At 67.0% G+C, this 15,548-nt stretch carries 20 protein-coding genes; 13 read left to right on the top strand and 7 right to left on the bottom strand.

Features of this window, described 5'->3' with window-relative positions:
- Positions 1–19: 19 nt before the first annotated feature.
- The 7 genes from OG801_RS14515 to OG801_RS14485 all read left to right on the top strand — a co-directional run bounded on the left by OG801_RS14515 (position 20) and on the right by OG801_RS14485 (position 5,639).
- Positions 20–409: a DUF1801 domain-containing protein gene (locus OG801_RS14515; RefSeq protein ID WP_406036225.1), complete on the top strand. Its 390-nt coding sequence runs from the start codon at positions 20–22 to the stop codon at positions 407–409.
- A 112-nt stretch (positions 410–521) separates the two neighbouring features.
- Complete coding sequence (locus OG801_RS14510) at positions 522–1,319, top strand: ABC transporter ATP-binding protein (RefSeq protein ID WP_406036224.1); 798 nt, start codon at positions 522–524, stop codon at positions 1,317–1,319.
- Positions 1,316–2,080 (top strand): ABC transporter permease, encoded by a 765-nt coding sequence (locus tag OG801_RS14505; protein WP_355020437.1) that lies wholly within the window; start codon positions 1,316–1,318, stop codon positions 2,078–2,080. Before OG801_RS14510 ends, OG801_RS14505 begins: the two co-directional genes overlap by 4 nt.
- Before the next feature lie 40 nt (positions 2,081–2,120).
- Positions 2,121–2,894 (top strand): MerR family transcriptional regulator, encoded by a 774-nt coding sequence (locus OG801_RS14500; RefSeq protein ID WP_406036223.1) that lies wholly within the window; start codon positions 2,121–2,123, stop codon positions 2,892–2,894.
- Between the two features lie 101 nt (positions 2,895–2,995).
- A complete protein-coding gene (glpK, locus tag OG801_RS14495) occupies positions 2,996–4,513 on the top strand; it encodes a glycerol kinase GlpK (RefSeq protein WP_406036222.1) in 1,518 nt (505 codons plus the stop codon).
- A 134-nt stretch (positions 4,514–4,647) separates the two neighbouring features.
- Complete coding sequence (locus tag OG801_RS14490; RefSeq protein WP_406036221.1) at positions 4,648–5,241, top strand: hypothetical protein; 594 nt, start codon at positions 4,648–4,650, stop codon at positions 5,239–5,241.
- An 11-nt stretch (positions 5,242–5,252) separates the two neighbouring features.
- Positions 5,253–5,639 carry a VOC family protein gene (locus tag OG801_RS14485; protein WP_355020441.1) on the top strand — a complete coding sequence of 129 codons (387 nt, stop codon included), beginning with the start codon at positions 5,253–5,255 and terminating at the stop codon, positions 5,637–5,639.
- Between the two features lie 23 nt (positions 5,640–5,662).
- On the opposite strand, the gene bfr is transcribed toward OG801_RS14485, so the two are convergent.
- Positions 5,663–6,151: a bacterioferritin gene (gene bfr, locus OG801_RS14480; RefSeq protein ID WP_355020442.1), complete on the bottom strand. Its 489-nt coding sequence runs from the start codon at positions 6,149–6,151 to the stop codon at positions 5,663–5,665.
- Between the two features lie 88 nt (positions 6,152–6,239).
- Positions 6,240–6,443, bottom strand: a complete 204-nt coding sequence (locus OG801_RS14475; protein ID WP_350665493.1) for a (2Fe-2S)-binding protein — start codon at positions 6,441–6,443, stop codon at positions 6,240–6,242.
- A gap of 148 nt (positions 6,444–6,591) precedes the next feature.
- On the opposite strand from OG801_RS14475, the gene OG801_RS14470 reads away from it, so the two are divergent.
- Positions 6,592–8,004, top strand: coding sequence for a flavin-containing monooxygenase (locus OG801_RS14470; RefSeq protein WP_406036220.1), 1,413 nt, complete (start codon positions 6,592–6,594; stop codon positions 8,002–8,004).
- Between the two features lie 365 nt (positions 8,005–8,369).
- Here the strand turns inward: OG801_RS14470 and OG801_RS14465 are convergent, their stop codons facing one another.
- Complete coding sequence (locus tag OG801_RS14465) at positions 8,370–9,026, bottom strand: Rid family hydrolase (RefSeq protein ID WP_406036219.1); 657 nt, start codon at positions 9,024–9,026, stop codon at positions 8,370–8,372.
- Positions 9,026–10,609 carry an FAD-dependent oxidoreductase gene (locus tag OG801_RS14460; protein ID WP_355020445.1) on the bottom strand — a complete coding sequence of 528 codons (1,584 nt, stop codon included), beginning with the start codon at positions 10,607–10,609 and terminating at the stop codon, positions 9,026–9,028. The genes OG801_RS14465 and OG801_RS14460 overlap by 1 nt, the downstream gene beginning before the upstream one ends.
- A gap of 124 nt (positions 10,610–10,733) precedes the next feature.
- On the opposite strand from OG801_RS14460, the gene OG801_RS14455 reads away from it, so the two are divergent.
- The gene (locus OG801_RS14455) at positions 10,734–11,228 is read left to right on the top strand and encodes a GNAT family N-acetyltransferase (protein WP_406036218.1); all 495 of its coding nucleotides are present in this window, start codon (positions 10,734–10,736) and stop codon (positions 11,226–11,228) included.
- A gap of 15 nt (positions 11,229–11,243) precedes the next feature.
- Here the strand turns inward: OG801_RS14455 and OG801_RS14450 are convergent, their stop codons facing one another.
- Complete coding sequence (locus OG801_RS14450) at positions 11,244–12,089, bottom strand: NAD(P)H-binding protein (protein WP_406036217.1); 846 nt, start codon at positions 12,087–12,089, stop codon at positions 11,244–11,246.
- Positions 12,090–12,195: 106 nt separating this feature from the next.
- Between OG801_RS14450 and OG801_RS14445 the strand changes: the two genes are divergently transcribed.
- A complete protein-coding gene (locus OG801_RS14445) occupies positions 12,196–12,573 on the top strand; it encodes a helix-turn-helix domain-containing protein (RefSeq protein ID WP_350717688.1) in 378 nt (125 codons plus the stop codon).
- On the opposite strand, the gene OG801_RS14440 is transcribed toward OG801_RS14445, so the two are convergent.
- Positions 12,562–13,032: a helix-turn-helix domain-containing protein gene (locus OG801_RS14440; RefSeq protein ID WP_355020448.1), complete on the bottom strand. Its 471-nt coding sequence runs from the start codon at positions 13,030–13,032 to the stop codon at positions 12,562–12,564. The two genes, OG801_RS14445 and OG801_RS14440, sit on opposite strands and share 12 nt — an antisense overlap.
- A 92-nt stretch (positions 13,033–13,124) precedes the next feature.
- Between OG801_RS14440 and OG801_RS14435 the strand changes: the two genes are divergently transcribed.
- Both OG801_RS14435 and OG801_RS14430 read left to right on the top strand, forming a co-directional pair.
- Complete coding sequence (locus tag OG801_RS14435) at positions 13,125–13,298, top strand: hypothetical protein (protein ID WP_406036216.1); 174 nt, start codon at positions 13,125–13,127, stop codon at positions 13,296–13,298.
- Between the two features lie 20 nt (positions 13,299–13,318).
- Positions 13,319–13,714: a TIGR03618 family F420-dependent PPOX class oxidoreductase gene (locus tag OG801_RS14430; RefSeq protein WP_406036215.1), complete on the top strand. Its 396-nt coding sequence runs from the start codon at positions 13,319–13,321 to the stop codon at positions 13,712–13,714.
- Positions 13,715–13,727: 13 nt separating this feature from the next.
- Here the strand turns inward: OG801_RS14430 and OG801_RS14425 are convergent, their stop codons facing one another.
- Positions 13,728–14,297, bottom strand: coding sequence for a TetR-like C-terminal domain-containing protein (locus OG801_RS14425; protein ID WP_355020451.1), 570 nt, complete (start codon positions 14,295–14,297; stop codon positions 13,728–13,730).
- 47 nt (positions 14,298–14,344) lie between these two features.
- Between OG801_RS14425 and OG801_RS14420 the strand changes: the two genes are divergently transcribed.
- Complete coding sequence (locus OG801_RS14420; RefSeq protein WP_355020452.1) at positions 14,345–14,713, top strand: VOC family protein; 369 nt, start codon at positions 14,345–14,347, stop codon at positions 14,711–14,713.
- Positions 14,714–15,548: the final 835 nt, after the last annotated feature.

The raw sequence follows: 15,548 nt of genomic DNA, 5'->3' as shown, positions 1-15,548 counted from the left end.
CCGGGCGTACATTGCGATCATGGCCATCCGCACCCATGCTGGCGTCGACAGCTATCTCGACGGTCTGCCGGATTGGCAGCGCGACATCTGCCGCGAGCTGCGCGAGATCATCCACGACGCCGACCCGGAGATCGAGGAGACGATCAAGCGGACGGTCCAGCCCTACTTCGTGCTGCAGGGCAACGTGTGCGCGCTCCTCGCCACCAAGGACCACGTCAACCTGTTCCTCTACGACCCGACCGTCCCCGATCCGGCCGGGATCATCAACCAGGGTCACGGCAACGCCACCGGGCGGGCCATCCAGATCTACCGGGACGACCCGATCGACCGTCCAGCGCTGACCGAGCTGCTGCGCGCGATCGTGGCCAACAACCGGGCCGGTGGCTGGCGCCGCCTGCAGAAGGGCTGACCCCCGAAACCGACGCATTTCGAGTTCCTGTCGGGTCCGATCAGGCCCAGCGGAAAAAGATCCAAACTTCCGCTTGACCTTGACCCAGCGTCAACCCTCGACGCTATTCGACATGAACCCGACACCAGCAATCGAGATCGCCGGACTGACCAAGTCCTACGGCGACGTACACGTCCTCCAGGGCGTCGACATGAGCGTCGAGAAGGGGAGCATCTTCGCCCTCCTCGGCTCCAACGGCGCCGGCAAGACCACGATCGTGAAGATCCTGACCACGCTGCTCAAGGCGGACGGCGGCCAGGCGACGGTCAACGGCTTCGACGTGGCGACTCAGGCCAACGAAGTACGTGGCTCCATCAGCCTCACCGGCCAGTTCGCCGCCGTCGACGAGATCCTGACCGGTCGCGAGAACCTCATCCTGATCGCCAAGCTGCTCCGCCAGAAGAACCCGGGCGCGGTCGCCGACGAGCTCCTCGCCCGGTTCTCGCTCACCGAGGCCGGCAACCGCAAGGTCGCGACGTACTCCGGTGGCATGCGCCGCCGCGTCGACATCGCGATGAGCCTCATCGGCAACCCGTCGGTGATCTTCCTCGACGAGCCGACCACCGGCCTCGACCCGGAGGCCCGGATCGAGGTGTGGCAGACGGTCAAGGAGCTCGCCGACAGCGGCACGACGGTCCTGCTCACCACGCAGTACCTCGAAGAGGCCGAGCAGCTTGCCGACCGGATCGCGATCCTCCACGAGGGCCGCATCATCGCCAACGGAACCCTCGCCGAGCTCAAGGCGATGTTCCCGCCGGCCAAGCAGGAGTACATCGAGAAGCAGCCGTCCCTCGAGGACATCTTCCTCGCCATCACCAGCAAGTCCAACGGCAAGTCCGCCAGCACGAACAACCTGAAGGAGTCACGATGACCACCCGATTCTTCGGCGACACCGCCATCTTGACCGGCCGCTCCCTTCGACACATCGGCCGCAGCCCCGACACCATCGTCACCACCGCGATCACTCCGATCGCCATGATGCTCTTGTTCGTGTACGTCTTCGGCGGTGCGATCGACACCGGATCCACCGAGAGCTATGTCACCTATCAGCTACCTGGCATCCTGTTGATCACCATCGCCTCCGGCATCGCCTACACCGCCTACCGCCTGTTCCAGGACAAGAACGGCGGCATGTTCGACCGGTTCCAGTCGATGCCGATCGCTCGGTCCGCGGTTCTGTGGGGTCACGTGCTCACCTCGGTGGTCGCGAACATGATCTCGCTGGTCGTGGTGGTGCTCGTCGCCCTGCTGATGGGCTTCCGCACCGGCGCGAGCGTGCTCGACTGGCTCGCGGTCGGCGGCATCCTGGTCCTGTTCACCCTCGCGCTGACCTGGCTCGCGGTGATCCCGGGCCTGACCGCCGGCACGGTCGAGGGAGCCAGCGCGTTCTCCTACCCGCTGATCTTCCTGCCCTTCCTCAGCTCGGCGTTCGTGCCGACCGACACCATGCCCGGCCCGGTGCGAGCCTTCGCCGAGCACCAGCCGGTCACCTCGATCGTCGACTCCATCCGGGCGATCTTCTCCGGTCAGCCGTTGGGCAACGAGCTGTGGATCGCGCTGGCCTGGTGCGTCGGCATCCTGGTCGTCGCGTACGTCCTGGCCACCGCTGCCTACCGCCGCAAGTTCGCCTAAACCACGCGACAAACCCGGGCGTTCCCGCCACTATTCGGGGATGCTCACGATCAGCCAGGTCGCTGCCGCCGCCGGAGTCACCGTCCGGGCAGTGCGTCACTACCACGCCAAAGGTTTGCTGGTGGAGCCCGAGCGCGACCACTCGGGCTACCGACGGTACGACGCAGCGGCCGTCGTCGACCTGATCAAGATCCGCATCCTCGCCGACGCCGGCGTCCCGCTCTCCCGTGTCAAGGAGCTGCTGGACGCCGGCGACGACGATTTCAAGAAGTCGGTCGCCGAGATCGACAAGCGTCTCCGCCTCGAGATCCGCGAGCGCCAGGGTCACCGCGAGCGGATCGCCCGGCTCGTCCACGGGGACGGGCTCGCCCTCCCGCCGGAGGCGGTCGCCTATCTGGAGCGGATGCGGGAGCTCGGCATCCCGGAGCGGATCATCGACGGCGAGCGCGACGCCTGGATCCTCGTCGCGGCCCAGCAGCCACAGAGCATGGAGGCCTTCATCCGCAGCAAGGTCGGCCAGCTCGACGACCCGTCGGTCGTGGAGACCTACAAGCAGATGGAGGCCATGCTCGACTGGCAGCCCGGCGATCCGCGCCTGGAGACCATCGCCGACCAGATCGTCTCCCAGCTCGAAGCGATCTCCCCCGAGGACTGGGCCGCCTACGTCGACGCCGACCAGGCCATGCCCCCCGAGCTCGTCGCCCTGCTCGACTCGATGTTCGTCGAGCAGGTCCCCGTCGCCGGCGATCTCATGCGTCTGGTCGAGAAGCGCGGCTACACCGGCTGGACCAAGCTGGAGCGGATCCAGACGTAGCTGCCACCTACCAGATGTTGATCTCGCGTTTCGTTCCCTCCGAGGAGGAAGGTGGGGAGGTAGGAACGTTGTCCGACCCAGACACGGAGAGGAACGATGAGATGCCCGACTACGTCGCAGCCATCGACCAAGGCACCACGAGCACCCGCTGCATGATCTTCGACCACGGCGGCAAAGAGGTGGCCCGCCACCAGTTGGAGCACCAGCAGATCCTGCCGCGGGCCGGCTGGGTCGAGCACAATCCGGTGGAGATCTGGGAGCGCACCAGGGCGGTGATCCAGATCGCGCTCGGCAGCAAGGGCCTGACGGACAAGGACATCGCCGCGCTCGGCGTCACCAACCAGCGCGAGACCACCGTGGTGTGGAACAAGAGGACCGGACGGCCCTACTACAACGCGATCGTCTGGCAGGACACCCGCACCGACCGGATCGCCTCGGCCCTCGACAAGGACGAGCGCGGCGACATCATCCGCCGCAAGGCCGGGCTCCCGCCCGCGACGTACTTCGCCGGAGGCAAGATCCAGTGGATCCTGGAGAACGTCGACGGTGTCCGCGAGGCCGCGGAGAGCGGCGATGCCATCTTCGGCACGACCGACAGCTGGATCGTCTGGAATCTGACCGGCGGCCCCAGCGGGGGCGTACACGTCACCGACGTCACCAACGCCAGCCGCACGATGCTGATGGACCTCGAGACCCTCGACTGGGACGAGGAGCTCCTCGGCTTCTTCGACATCCCGCGCCAGATGCTCCCCGAGATCCGGCCCTCCTCCGATCCGAACGCCTACGGCTCCACGCTGGAGAACGGCCCGCTCGGCGGCGAGATCCCGATCACCGGCATCCTCGGCGACCAACAGGCCGCCATGGTCGGCCAGGTCTGCCTGGACGCCGGCGAGGCCAAGAACACCTACGGCACCGGCAACTTCCTGCTACTCAACACCGGCCAAGAGCTCGTACGCTCCCAGAACGGCCTCCTCACGACGGTCTGCTACCAGTTCGGTGACCAGCCACCGACGTACGCACTGGAGGGTTCGATCGCCGTCACCGGCTCTGCGGTGCAGTGGCTGCGCGACCAGCTGCGGGTGATCAGCAACGCCACGCAGGTCGAAGCCCTGGCCAAAGAGGTCGAGGACAACGGCGGGGTCTATTTCGTCCCGGCCTTCTCCGGTCTCTTCGCCCCCTACTGGCGCTCGGACGCCCGCGGCGTGATCGTCGGCCTGTCCCGGTTCAACAACAGCGGCCACATCGCCCGCGCGGCCCTCGAGGCGATCTGCTACCAGAGCCGTGACGTCGCCGAAGCGATGGAGAAGGACTCCGGCGTACGCCTCGAGGTCCTCAAGGTCGACGGCGGCATCACCGCCAACGAGCTGTGCATGCAGATCCAGGCCGACGTCCTCGGCGTCGAGGTCAGCCGCCCGGTCGTAGCCGAGACCACCGCGCTCGGAGCCGCCTACGCCGCCGGGCTCGCCGTCGGCTTCTGGAAGGACACCGACGAGCTCCGCCAGAACTGGAACGAGTCCAAGCGCTGGAAGCCGGTCTGGAGCGAGGAGCAGCGCGAGACCGGGTACGCCGGCTGGCGGAAGGCCGTCGACCGCACGCTCGACTGGGTCGAGGTCGACTGACGGCGTCGTTTCAAAAACGCCTGTTTGGGGTATGTGCGGGGCCGCCCTTCGGACGTACGTTGCGAGAGGGCCTGGCCGGGGCCCGGCTACCGCCTCGACCGGTCCGTTGGCACACCAACGACCGAGGAGGCAGCATGTTCATCCAGATGATTCAGGGTCCCTGCACCCGGCAGGACGAGGCCCGCCAGTTGCTCGACGAGTGGCGGCGCGACCTGGCGCCGGGCGCGACCGGGTGGCTCGGCGGCACCAACGGATTCACCGACGACGGCCAGCTCATCGGGGTGGTTCGCTTCGAGTCCCGCGAGGCGGCGATGGCCAACTCCGACCGTCCCGAGCAGGGGGAGTGGGCCGCGAAGATGGCCGAGGTCATGGACGGGCCGATGGAGTTCCACGACTGCGACGACGTCACGCTGCTGTTCGACGGTGGCTCCGACGACGCCGGGTTCGTGCAGATCATCCGCGGCCGGGTCGACGACCCGAGCCGGCTCAAGGCGATGATGACGACCGACACCACCCAGCTGCACGAGATGCGCCCCGAGATCCTCGGCGGCACCCTCGCGATCGAGGCGGACGGCAGCTTCATCGAGACCGTCGCGTTCACCAACGAGGCCGACGCCCGCAAGGGCGAGCAGATCGAGCCGCCCGCAGACGTACGCCGCGAGCTCGACTACGCGATGCAGGGTGCGACCTTCTACGACCTCCACCGCCCCTGGTTCGAGAGCGCCTGAGGAGGCCGACGATGTTGACCGACAGCAGTGTGAGGGCGAACATCCCGGCCGCCGACCTCGGCCGGGCACGCAGTTTCTACGCCGACAAGCTCGGGCTCGAGCCGAGCGAGGAGAGCGAAGGCTGGCTGGTCTACACGACAGCCGGTGGCACGTCCTTCCATCTCTACGAGACCGAGCAGGCGGGCAAGGCCGGGCACACGATCGCCCAGTTCCACGTGGCCGACGTCCGCAAGGAGACCGAAGGCCTGCGCGCCAAGGGGGTCAGCTTCGAGCACTACGAGATGCCCGGAGTGACCTGGGACGGTGACGTGGCCGGCATGGGCGAGGCCGGTCACGCGGCCTGGTTCAAGGACAGCGAGGACAACATCCTCTGCATCGACGACGCTGCACCTGCCTGAGGGGGAACACGGAAGGGCCCGGCTCAGCCGGGTCCTTCACCTGCGCCGACGTGCTGAGCCAGGTACGCCTGGAGGCCGACGCGATCGATCGCGTCGAGCTGGGACTCGAACCAGTCGGCGTGCTTCTCCTCGTCGCGGACCATCTCCTCGAAGACGGCGGCGGTGCCGTGGTCGCCGAGCTGGTGGCACTCCTCGCCGCCGGCGTTGAACTGGGCGACCGCGGCGCGCTCGCTCGCCAGGGCGAGGGAGAGCATCTCCTCGGCGGTCTCGCCGACCTGGATGGCGTTGAGGCGCTGCACGTTGGGGTGGCCGTCGAACATCAGGATCCGGTTGATCAGCTCGTCGGCGTCGCGCATCTCGTCGATGGAGAGGTCGTAGAAGACCTTGCCGAGCTTGGGCAGACCCCAGTTGTCGAGCATCCGAGCATGCAGGAAGTACGTGTTGGTGACCGTGAGCTCGAACGTGAGCGCCTCGTTGAGGAGTTCGACGACGCGTGGATCGACTGGCTGCATGACCTACCTCCGGTAACGGGATCTGTCCCGATACTCGCACGGCACCCCGGGAGTGAGGACAGACTCAGTTTGTGACCGGTTGCGTACGTCAGCTCGCGGCGCCGTCGGCCACGAGGTGCGAGCACTCCTGCTCGAGATGCCGGCTGACCTGCTTCTTCACCGAGAAGATGCACGAGCCGCAGTCCTGAGCGGCCCCCGTGGAGCGGCAGATCGCGCTGACCGTACGCGCCCCGTCGGCCAGCGCGGCGTCGACGTCACGGTCCGTGACGACTCGGCACTGGCAGACGATCATGGGTTTAGGTTAGCCGAACCTAATCGGGAAGACGAGCGGGCGTCCCACTTCTTACCTTTCGGTCCTGTCGCGGCCATTCACATTTTGCCGGTCACATTCTCCCGGTATGGTCCAGGTCACACCGTCGCTCCCGCCCTCGGAGGATCTCTTGCGCATCGCAGTCATCGGCACCGGCTTCGGCGGCCTGGCCGCCACGATCGAGCTCAAGAAGCGCGGCCACGACGACATCGTCGTGTTCGAGAAGGCCGGGGACGTCGGCGGTGTCTGGCGGGAGAACACCTACCCGGGCGCCGCCTGCGACGTACCTTCCAGCCTCTACTCCTACTCCTTCGAGCCCAACCCGCACTGGCCCCACAAGTTCTCCCGCCAGCCCGCGATCCTCGACTACATCCACCGGGTCGTCGACAAGTACGACGTACGCCGCCACATCCGGTTCCACACCGAGGTGACCGCCGCCCGCTGGGACGACGAGTCGAAGACCTGGCGGCTCGAGCTCAGCACGGGGGAGACGGAGACGGTCGATCTGTTCGTCCCTGCCGTCGGTCAGCTCTCCCGGCCCTCGACCCCGAGCATCCCCGGCGCCGACACGTTCAGGGGAGAGGCCTTCCACTCCGCCGAGTGGAACCACGACCTGAGCCTCAACGACAAGCGGGTCGCGGTGATCGGTACCGGGGCCAGCGCGATCCAGTTCGTGCCCGAGGTGCGCAAGGACGCGGCGCGGGTGCTCCTCTTCCAGCGCTCGGCGCCCTACATCGTCCCCCGCAAGGACTTCGAGCGCACCGACGCCGCCAGCCCGATCCCGCAGCTCCTCAACCGCGCGAAGATCTGGGTCCAGGCCGAGTGGCTCACCACGTCCTTCCACGTCAAGCCGTTCGGTGCGGTCATGCGGGCCTGGTCCAAGCGCCACATGAAGGCGCAGACCGCGGCGAAGCCGGGGCTCTTCGAGAAGGTCTGGCCCGACTACCCGTTCGGCTGCAAACGCATCCTTTTCGCCGACGACTACCTGCCAGCCCTCGCCCAGCCCGACGTGGACGTGATCACCGACGACATCGTCGAGATCACCCCGACCGGCGTGACGACCGCCGACGGGCAGCACCACGAGGTCGACGCGATCATCTGGGGCACCGGGTTCAAGGCCACCGACTTCCTCGCCCCGATGACGATCACCGGCACCCAGGGCCGCGACCTGCACACCCATTGGAAGGACGGCGCCCACGCCTACCACGGCATGACCGTCCCGGGCTTCCCCAACCTGCTGATCATGTACGGCCCCAACACCAACACCGGTGGTGGCTCGATCATCTTCTTCCTGGAGACGCAGGCCCGCTACCTCGGTCGGTACGCCGATCACGTCGCCGACGCCGGCCCGCTCGAGGTGCGGGCGGAGGTCGAGGAGGCCTATGACGCGCGGATCCAGGACAAGCTGGCCGACAGCGTCTGGAGCAAATGCACCTCCTGGTATCGCGAGCGGAACGGCCGCATCACCACCAACTGGCCCAGCATCTCGGCCCATTACCGCCGCAGCGCCAATTACGACAAGGCCGACTACACGCCGGCCTGAAACGATCTGATAGGCCATTGTGACCAACCTGTGCATTCCCTTATTCGTGTCTGAGGCCACATACTCGAAGGGATGACTACCTCAACCCCCCGGCGGCGACACTTCGCCGCGAGTCCTTTCAAGGCAGATCCCGAGCCGGTCATTGAGCAGTTCGAGTCAGGGGACCTGGTTTCCCACGACTCCTTCGGCCTGGGTCGGGTCGTCAACAAAGAAACGGCCGCAGTCACTGTCGACTTCGGTCCCCGACTGGTGCGTATCGCCAGCCCCTTCCCCAAGCTTTCCAAGCTCTGACCACCGTCTGAGCTGCACGAGAATCGCCCTCCCCGAGCACTGCTCGGAGAGGGCGATCTCGGTTTTGAAGGGGTCTACCTCCGTTTGACCGGATAGGCCGCGTCGACCTCCACCTCGACGAGCCATCCGTCGACGGGCAGGTTCTCGATCTCGAGCGCGAACCTCGACGGACGCGCGGGGTTGACGACCATCGGAGCCGCCGGCGCAGCAGTGCCCAGCGGCACCGGGACCGCCTCGCCGGTCGAGACCGACGTGTTCGCGAAGAACTGCCGGTAGGCCCGGTTCCAGCCCGCGAAGTCCATCTTCGCCTCGCCCGCGGGGTTCTGCAGGAAGACGCGCATCGTGATCACGTCGTCGTAGGAGAGCCCGGCCGCCTCGAGGTTCTCCCCGATCCGGCGCAGCACGTTGATCCCCTGGGCCTCGGTGATGGTCACGCCCGGCGGCAGCTCACCACCCGGGAACACCTCGGTGTCGATGTAGCCCAGCTCGCCGCTCGCCCCGGTGTTGAGCCGGGACGGACCGAGCCCGCTGGTCTTGTAGATCGCGGCCTCCGGCCCGATAGCGACGCCGTTGGCGATCGACGGGTTGTCCTGTCCCGCGGGCAGCACCGAGATCGTCTCCCCGCCACGCGGCGGGAAGGCCGACCACTTGCTTCCGGCGACCGCCGCCGTCGGAGCGACCAGAGCCGCGGTCAACCCGACCACGGCCAGCACCTTCGTACGCGGCGACATCATGCCGTCACCCGCGCGTGCAGCTTCTCGACGGCCGCCCGGGCGGCCGTGATCGCGCCGTGCTGCCAGGCCACGGAGTGACTGAGGTGGTCACCGGCGAAGTACGTGTTGCCGGTGGCGTCCAGCAGCCGTGTGTAGAGCGGATCGGTGTCGGCCGTCGTCGAGTAGGCCCAGGCTCCCTCGGAGAACTTCTGCGTCTTCCAGTCCTGACTGTAGGAGGCGGTGATGCCCTCGCCGTAGACGTCCCCGAAGATCTGCTTGCCCATGTCCACCGCCCGCGAGAGCCGCTGGGCGGGGCTGAGCACGCCGTAGGTGTCGGCCGCGCTACCGGTGTTGTAGTAGCCGATCATCGTGCCCTTGTCCCCGTTGAACCCGTACGACGGGTGCCACATGTTGCGCAGGTCGAGGCGGGTGTTCGTGATGCCGCCGTAGATCCGGAAGTCCTCCTCCCACCAGCGTCGGTCGTACTCGATCCCGATCTTGCCGGCGTTCGAGGGCCCGAAGGACTTCAGGCTCGCGGTGATATCGGCGCCGAGGTTGTGCTGGACCTTGGCCGCGATGTTCGGCGGCATGCAGTTGATCGCGAAGTCCGCCTTGATGGTCTCGGTCCTCCCGCGAGCCTTGTAGGACACGGAGACGCCGGTCGAGGTGTTGTTCCACTCGACGACCTCGGCCCCGTAGCGGATGTTCCGCGCCCCGACGGCCTTGGCGAAGGCGTTGGGGATCGCGTCCATGCCGCCGACCGGCTGATACATCATCATCGCCTGGTCGTAGCCGAACTCGAAGGAGAAGTACTGACCCAGCCCGGCGGCGAGGACAGCACTCATCGAGTTCGGGGCGACCTCGGTGCCCGACTCCTGCCCGGCCCCGGGCTCGACCGTGTAGCCCGCGCGGCTGGAGCCGGTGTAGGCGTACCCCTCCGCCTTGGAGCCGAGGTCGCCGAAGTTCCTCAGGAAGGCGATCAGCGCCTCCTTGTCGGCGGCGGTCAGCTCCTCGTCCAGGGCGCCCTTGTCGGTCGCCTTCGCGAGCAGCTCGGAGACATAGCCGTACGTGTCCGCCTTCGCCTGACGCATCTGCACTGCGCCGATGCCGTGGTCGCCGGGGTAGTAGAGGAGTGCGTTGGCGTTCTGGTTGGTGAACGCCTCGATCGGGACGCCCAGCTCCTTGCAGTAGTCCAGCGTGATGTGGCTCTGCGGCAGCCGCCCGGGCCCCGCGTTCATGTACTGCCCCTTGGAGAACCCGGCCACCTGCGTGACCCCGTTCAGATCGGTCACCCGGGTGCCGCCGCGCACGGTGAAGTTGCGACCGCCCGGCCGCTCGCGCCCCTCGAGCACGGTGACCTTGTAGCCACCCTTGAGCAGCTCGTACGCAGCGGTGAGCCCGGCGATGCCGCCGCCGAGGATCACGACCGACTTGCTGCCGGCCCGGGCGAGATCGGAAGGCTTGGGAGGAGTGAAGCTGGGGGTCTCCGCGGCGTGAGCCGAGGTGAGCCCGAGAGCACCCATGCTGTGCAACATGACTCCCGCGCCGCCGGCGAGGCCGACGTTGCGCAGGAAGTTCCGACGTGACTGAGTCTGAGTCATGTGGGGGGATCCAATCTGTTGGGGACGCCCCGAAACGTAGGAACCCTTTGTTGCACTGTGATTGCGTTTGCGTCTCACTGGAACGCGCATTCCCGAACTGGCGAGTAGCCCTAGGATCGGCACCGTGACCGTCACCATCCGCGATGCAGCGCCCGCCGACGTACCCGAGATCCTCCGTCTCGTCCACGCCCTGGCCGTCTACGAGAAGGAGCCCGACGCCGTCGAGGCCACGGAGACCGACTTCACCGCGGCGCTCTTCCCGGAGTCCGGCACCCCGACCACCCGCTGCCTCATCGCTGAGCTCGACGGCACTGTCATCGGCATGGCGGTCTGGTACGTCACCTTCTCCACTTGGACCGGCCGCAACGGCATCTGGCTCGAGGACCTCTTCGTCGACCCGGCCCACCGCGGCGCCGGCGCAGGCAAGGCCCTCCTCGTACGCCTCGCCGAGATCTGCGTCGAGAACGACTGGCGCCGCCTCGAGTGGTGGGTGCTCAAGTGGAACGAACCGTCGATCGCCTTCTACCGCTCCCTCGGCTCGGTCCCGCAGGACGAGTGGGAGGTCCACCGCATCGACGGCGACGCGCTGAAGGAGTTGGGCGCCGCCGGCGGTAGCTGACCTCAGGCCCCGAACTCAGGCCTCGTACGCAGCGGCGAACCGCCGCGCCCACTCCCCGAAACCGCGTGCCGGCCTGCCCAGCACCTCCTCGACGTGCGGGCTGACCGCCTGCTCGTCGGCGGTCGGGTGCCCGAGGATCGCGAGCGTTCCCTCGACGACGGCCGGCGGCATGAACTCCAGCATCTGACTCTGGGCCTCCTCCGGGGTCAGGTCGACGAATTCCACCGGACGCCCGATCGCCGCCGCGATCTCCTCGACCCGCTCCCGCGGCGTGGTCGCGGCGGGACCGGTGATCTCGTACGTCCGCCCCGAGTGACCGTCCTCGGTCAGGGTCGCCGCGGCGACCTCGGCGATGTCGAGAGGGTCGACCACGGGAAGAGCCACCTCCCCGTACGGCGCGTGGACGGCGTTCGTCTCCTTGATCATCGGCACCCAGGCGAGCGCGTTGCTCGCGAAGCCGCCGGGGCGCAGGATCGTCCACTCCATCGCCGAGCCCCGCACCGCTTCTTCGAGGTCGGCGAGCGGCGCGTGCGACGGTGTCCCCGGCCGGGTGCCGACGGCCTGCGAGGAGAGCAGGACCACGCGGCGTACGCCTGCCGACTCGGCATGCTTCATCAGTGTCGGCCCGTCGACATGAGCGCCGGCGCCGCTGACGATCAGGAACAGCGCGTCGGCGCCGGCCAGGGCCGGCGCCAGGGTCGTGACGTCGGAGAGGTCAGCCACCGCGGTGGCGACTCCCGGCCGGGTCGGCAGCGGTGCCGACATCCCGCGCGAGACGGCGGTGACGGTGTGCCCGGCGTCGGCCAGCAGCTCGACGAGCGGTTGCCCGACATTCCCCGTCGCTCCGGTGATGACGATCATCGAGGTCTCCATTCATGGGTTGAACTGGATCTGTTTGAAACCAGCGTTCGAAACGACGTTAGATCCCTCGATACAGTGGGTTCCCCAAGGTAAGTATTGGAGCGATATGACCTGGCGTCCGAGCACTGACGAGCCGGTGGCGGCCTGTCCGATCACCCCGGCGGTCGAGCTGATCTTCAGCCGATGGACCACCCCGATCCTGTGGACGCTGCACGAGTTCGGCACCCAGCGCTTCGTGGAGCTGGAGCGCCGCCTCGGCACGATCTCCTCGAAGGTGCTGACCCAGCGCCTGCGCCAGCTCGAGCGCGACGGCCTCGTCGAGCGCCGCTACCACGCCGAGGTGCCACCCCGGGTGGAGTACGACATCACCGACCTCGGCCGCAGCCTGCAGCCGGTCTTCGCCGCCGTCGGCAACTGGTCGGAGGCGAACATGCCCGCCGTGGAGACGGCGCGGCAGGCCTACACCGGTCCACTACCCCGCTGAGGCCGGCTCCGGCGCAGCGCCGGGCCCGGGCAGCACATCGATGTCGTCGGCATGCATCGGCTCGCCGCAGTGCGAGCACCGCAGATCGACCCGCCCGATCTCCCCGCACGCATGATGCCGGTAGACCACCGGCGGCCCGGCCTCGCCCGCGAGCCACTTGTCACCCCACCCGACCATCACCATCAGCACGTCGACGAGCTCGCGCCCCTTCGCCGTCAGCACGTACTCATAGCGCGGCCGGTTGTCGTACGCCTGCTTCTCCAGCACCCCGTGCTCGACCAGATGCCCGAGCCGCTCGGTGAGCACCTTCCGCGAGATCCCGAGATCCGCCTGGATCTGGTCGAACCGGTTCATGCCCACCCAGATGTCGCGCAGCACGAGAGGCGACCAGGGCTCACCGATCACATCGAGCGTCCGCGCGATCGAGCAGGCCATGTCACCGAAGTTCGTACGTTGCATGACCCGAATCTACCATTTGGGGTTCCCTGAGGGAACTCAAAGTGTTACGGTCACAGAGTCTCTTCAGGAAACTCTGACCTCTGGGAGCGAACATGAGCAAGGTCCTCGCAGCACTCTCGGTCTCGGTCGACGGCTTCATCACCGGCCCAGGCCCCGGCCCCGGTCGCGGCCTGGGGGACGAGCTCCCCGAGCACATCTCGCTCGAGATCGTCGAGGTCGTCCCCGCTCCCGGCGTCACCCACCTCCACTACCGCGTCATCCGCTGACCGAAGCAAGGAGAAGACCGATGATCAATCCCGACGTACGCCCCTTCCTCGAGGGGACCGCCCTGGCCCATGTCGCCACGATCGGACCCGACGGCGCCCCGCGCACCTCCCCGGTCTGGATCGGAACCCACGGCGACCACGTCGTCTTTCTCACCGGGAACCGCGGCCGCAAGTACCGCAACCTCCACACCGACCCGCGCATCGCGCTCTCCCTGGCCCCGCAGGAGAACGACTTCATGCCGGTCATCCTCCGCGGCCGCGTCGTCGGTTGGGTAGAGGATGAGACGCGCTGGGCGATCATCGACGAGATCGCCACCCGATACACCGGCGCGCCCTATCCCCGCGAGGTCGACGCGTACGGCGACCGTGCCGTCGCCCTGATCGACCTCGAGTACCAGCACATCGGCGTCGGCTGAGCCGGCTGCCGGATCACCGCTCGCCGAGAACGGTCGTGACCAGCCCCTCGACTTCCTCGGTACGCAGCGGCACCGGCGTCATCAGCCGCCGATAGAACACCGCGCCGGCCAACGCTTCCGCCGCCCGCTCCGGATCCCCGACATCCTGCCCGGACTCCCGCAGCCGGGTGAGCGCATCGACCAGCCGCGTACGCCGCTGCGCGCTATAGCGGTGGTGCAGTTCCCGCAGGCCCGGGTCGCGCTCGGCGCCGTCGAGCACAGCGGGAAGACAGTCGGACATCAGGGACGACTGCATGGCAGAGGCGAGATGAGCGACGATCGCAACCACATCGGCGCGCGGGTCCTGTCCGCCGGCTTCCGGGCGCGGCTGCACGTTGAGCGTCTCCATAGCCGCGGCGACCAGGCTGAGCCGGTCGTGCCCCAGCCGGTAGATCGTGCTCCGGGCGACGCCGGCACGGGTCGCCACCCCGTCGATGCTGAATCCGCCGTATCCCCGCTCGGCGAGCTCCGCGAGCGCCGCTTCGAGCACTCTTTCCCGGCTGCGCACCACTCGGGGGTCCGTACGCCCTTGACGAGAAGCCATGCCCGGAGCCTACTATGCAACAGTAGTGTTGCAGAGAGGAGAGACAGATGATTCCAGGATTCCGCTACATCGTCGACGACATCACTGCCGCCGTCGCCTTCTATCGCGAGCTCGGGTTCGAGGACGTCGGTCCGAGAGCCGGCGGCTTCGCGATGCTCGAGGGTCACGGGCTGCGGCTGATGCTGAACACCCCTGGTGCCGGCGGCGCAGGGCAGGCCGCCGACGACGGCAAGGTTCCGAGCCCCGGTGGCTGGAGCCGTATCCAGCTCGAGGTGGCCGATGTCGACCAGGAGCTCCGGCGTCTGAGTGAGGCCGGAGCCCGGGTACGCACCAGCCGCATCGATGGCCGGGGCGGCGCCCAGGCAGTGATCGAGGACCCGGCCGGCAACCCGGTCGAGCTCTTCGCCCCCGCCTGACCGGCTGGTCACGAGGCCCTTGGCGCCGGGTGAGGGAAACCAGCCACGGGCCTTGTGCGGGGGTCTAGAGTGGGGCCCAGAACATCGCACGAAAAAAGTTGCCCTGGCGATTTGAAACGGCGTCAGGGTGTGTGTAGTGTTCTCCGAGTCGCCAGGGTGCGGCGGGAAGCAAGCGCGAGTCTTCGGGCGGGCTTCCGGCCCCGGAGCGGCCACCTCCACTCTTTCGAGCATCGCTCGATCCAGAGTGTTCTGGCAGCGGGTCTCAGGATCTGCCGAAGAATGCAAGATCTGATTCACATCAGATCGTCATGGCTGTGTAGGTGTGGATATTGCTTTTATCCGTATCCGGTGTGAATTCGCCGAATTGGACAACAAAGCGAGATCCGATAAAGTCCTCCAGGACGAGGCGGAAACACAACTGCTAAACCAGGGAAAGCGCGGAACGCGCCGAATTGGGAAGGCGAAAGTGAGTCTGCTAAAGTCTGAAAGGCAAGGAGCCGATAAAGGTTCTGGAGCTGGCAAGGAAAGCGCGAAACACGCCGAATTGCGAAAGCGAAAGAAAGCCTGATAAGGTTCAGCACGAAGCAGAAACAAGCAGTACAAAGCAAGTATAAAACGAATATAGCCGCCGGACTGGCTGAGACGGATGTCTGAAATCTACCGGTGTGCGTGTGATTCTTGAGAACTCAACAGTGTGTCATAGTCGACGAATTAGTTTGTTATGCCCCGTCGACCACCATCCCTTAGTGAGGGTGTTTGGTTGATGGTTTCTTTGACAATTGATTCTGGCAAACATCCAGTCTTTAGGGATTGGAACATGTCAGTGTCTCCTGTC

The sequence above is a fragment of the Nocardioides sp. NBC_00163 genome (genome assembly GCF_045206295.1).
GTDB lineage: Bacteria > Actinomycetota > Actinomycetes > Propionibacteriales > Nocardioidaceae > Nocardioides.
This window is presented reverse-complemented; position numbering and strand designations above follow the sequence as displayed.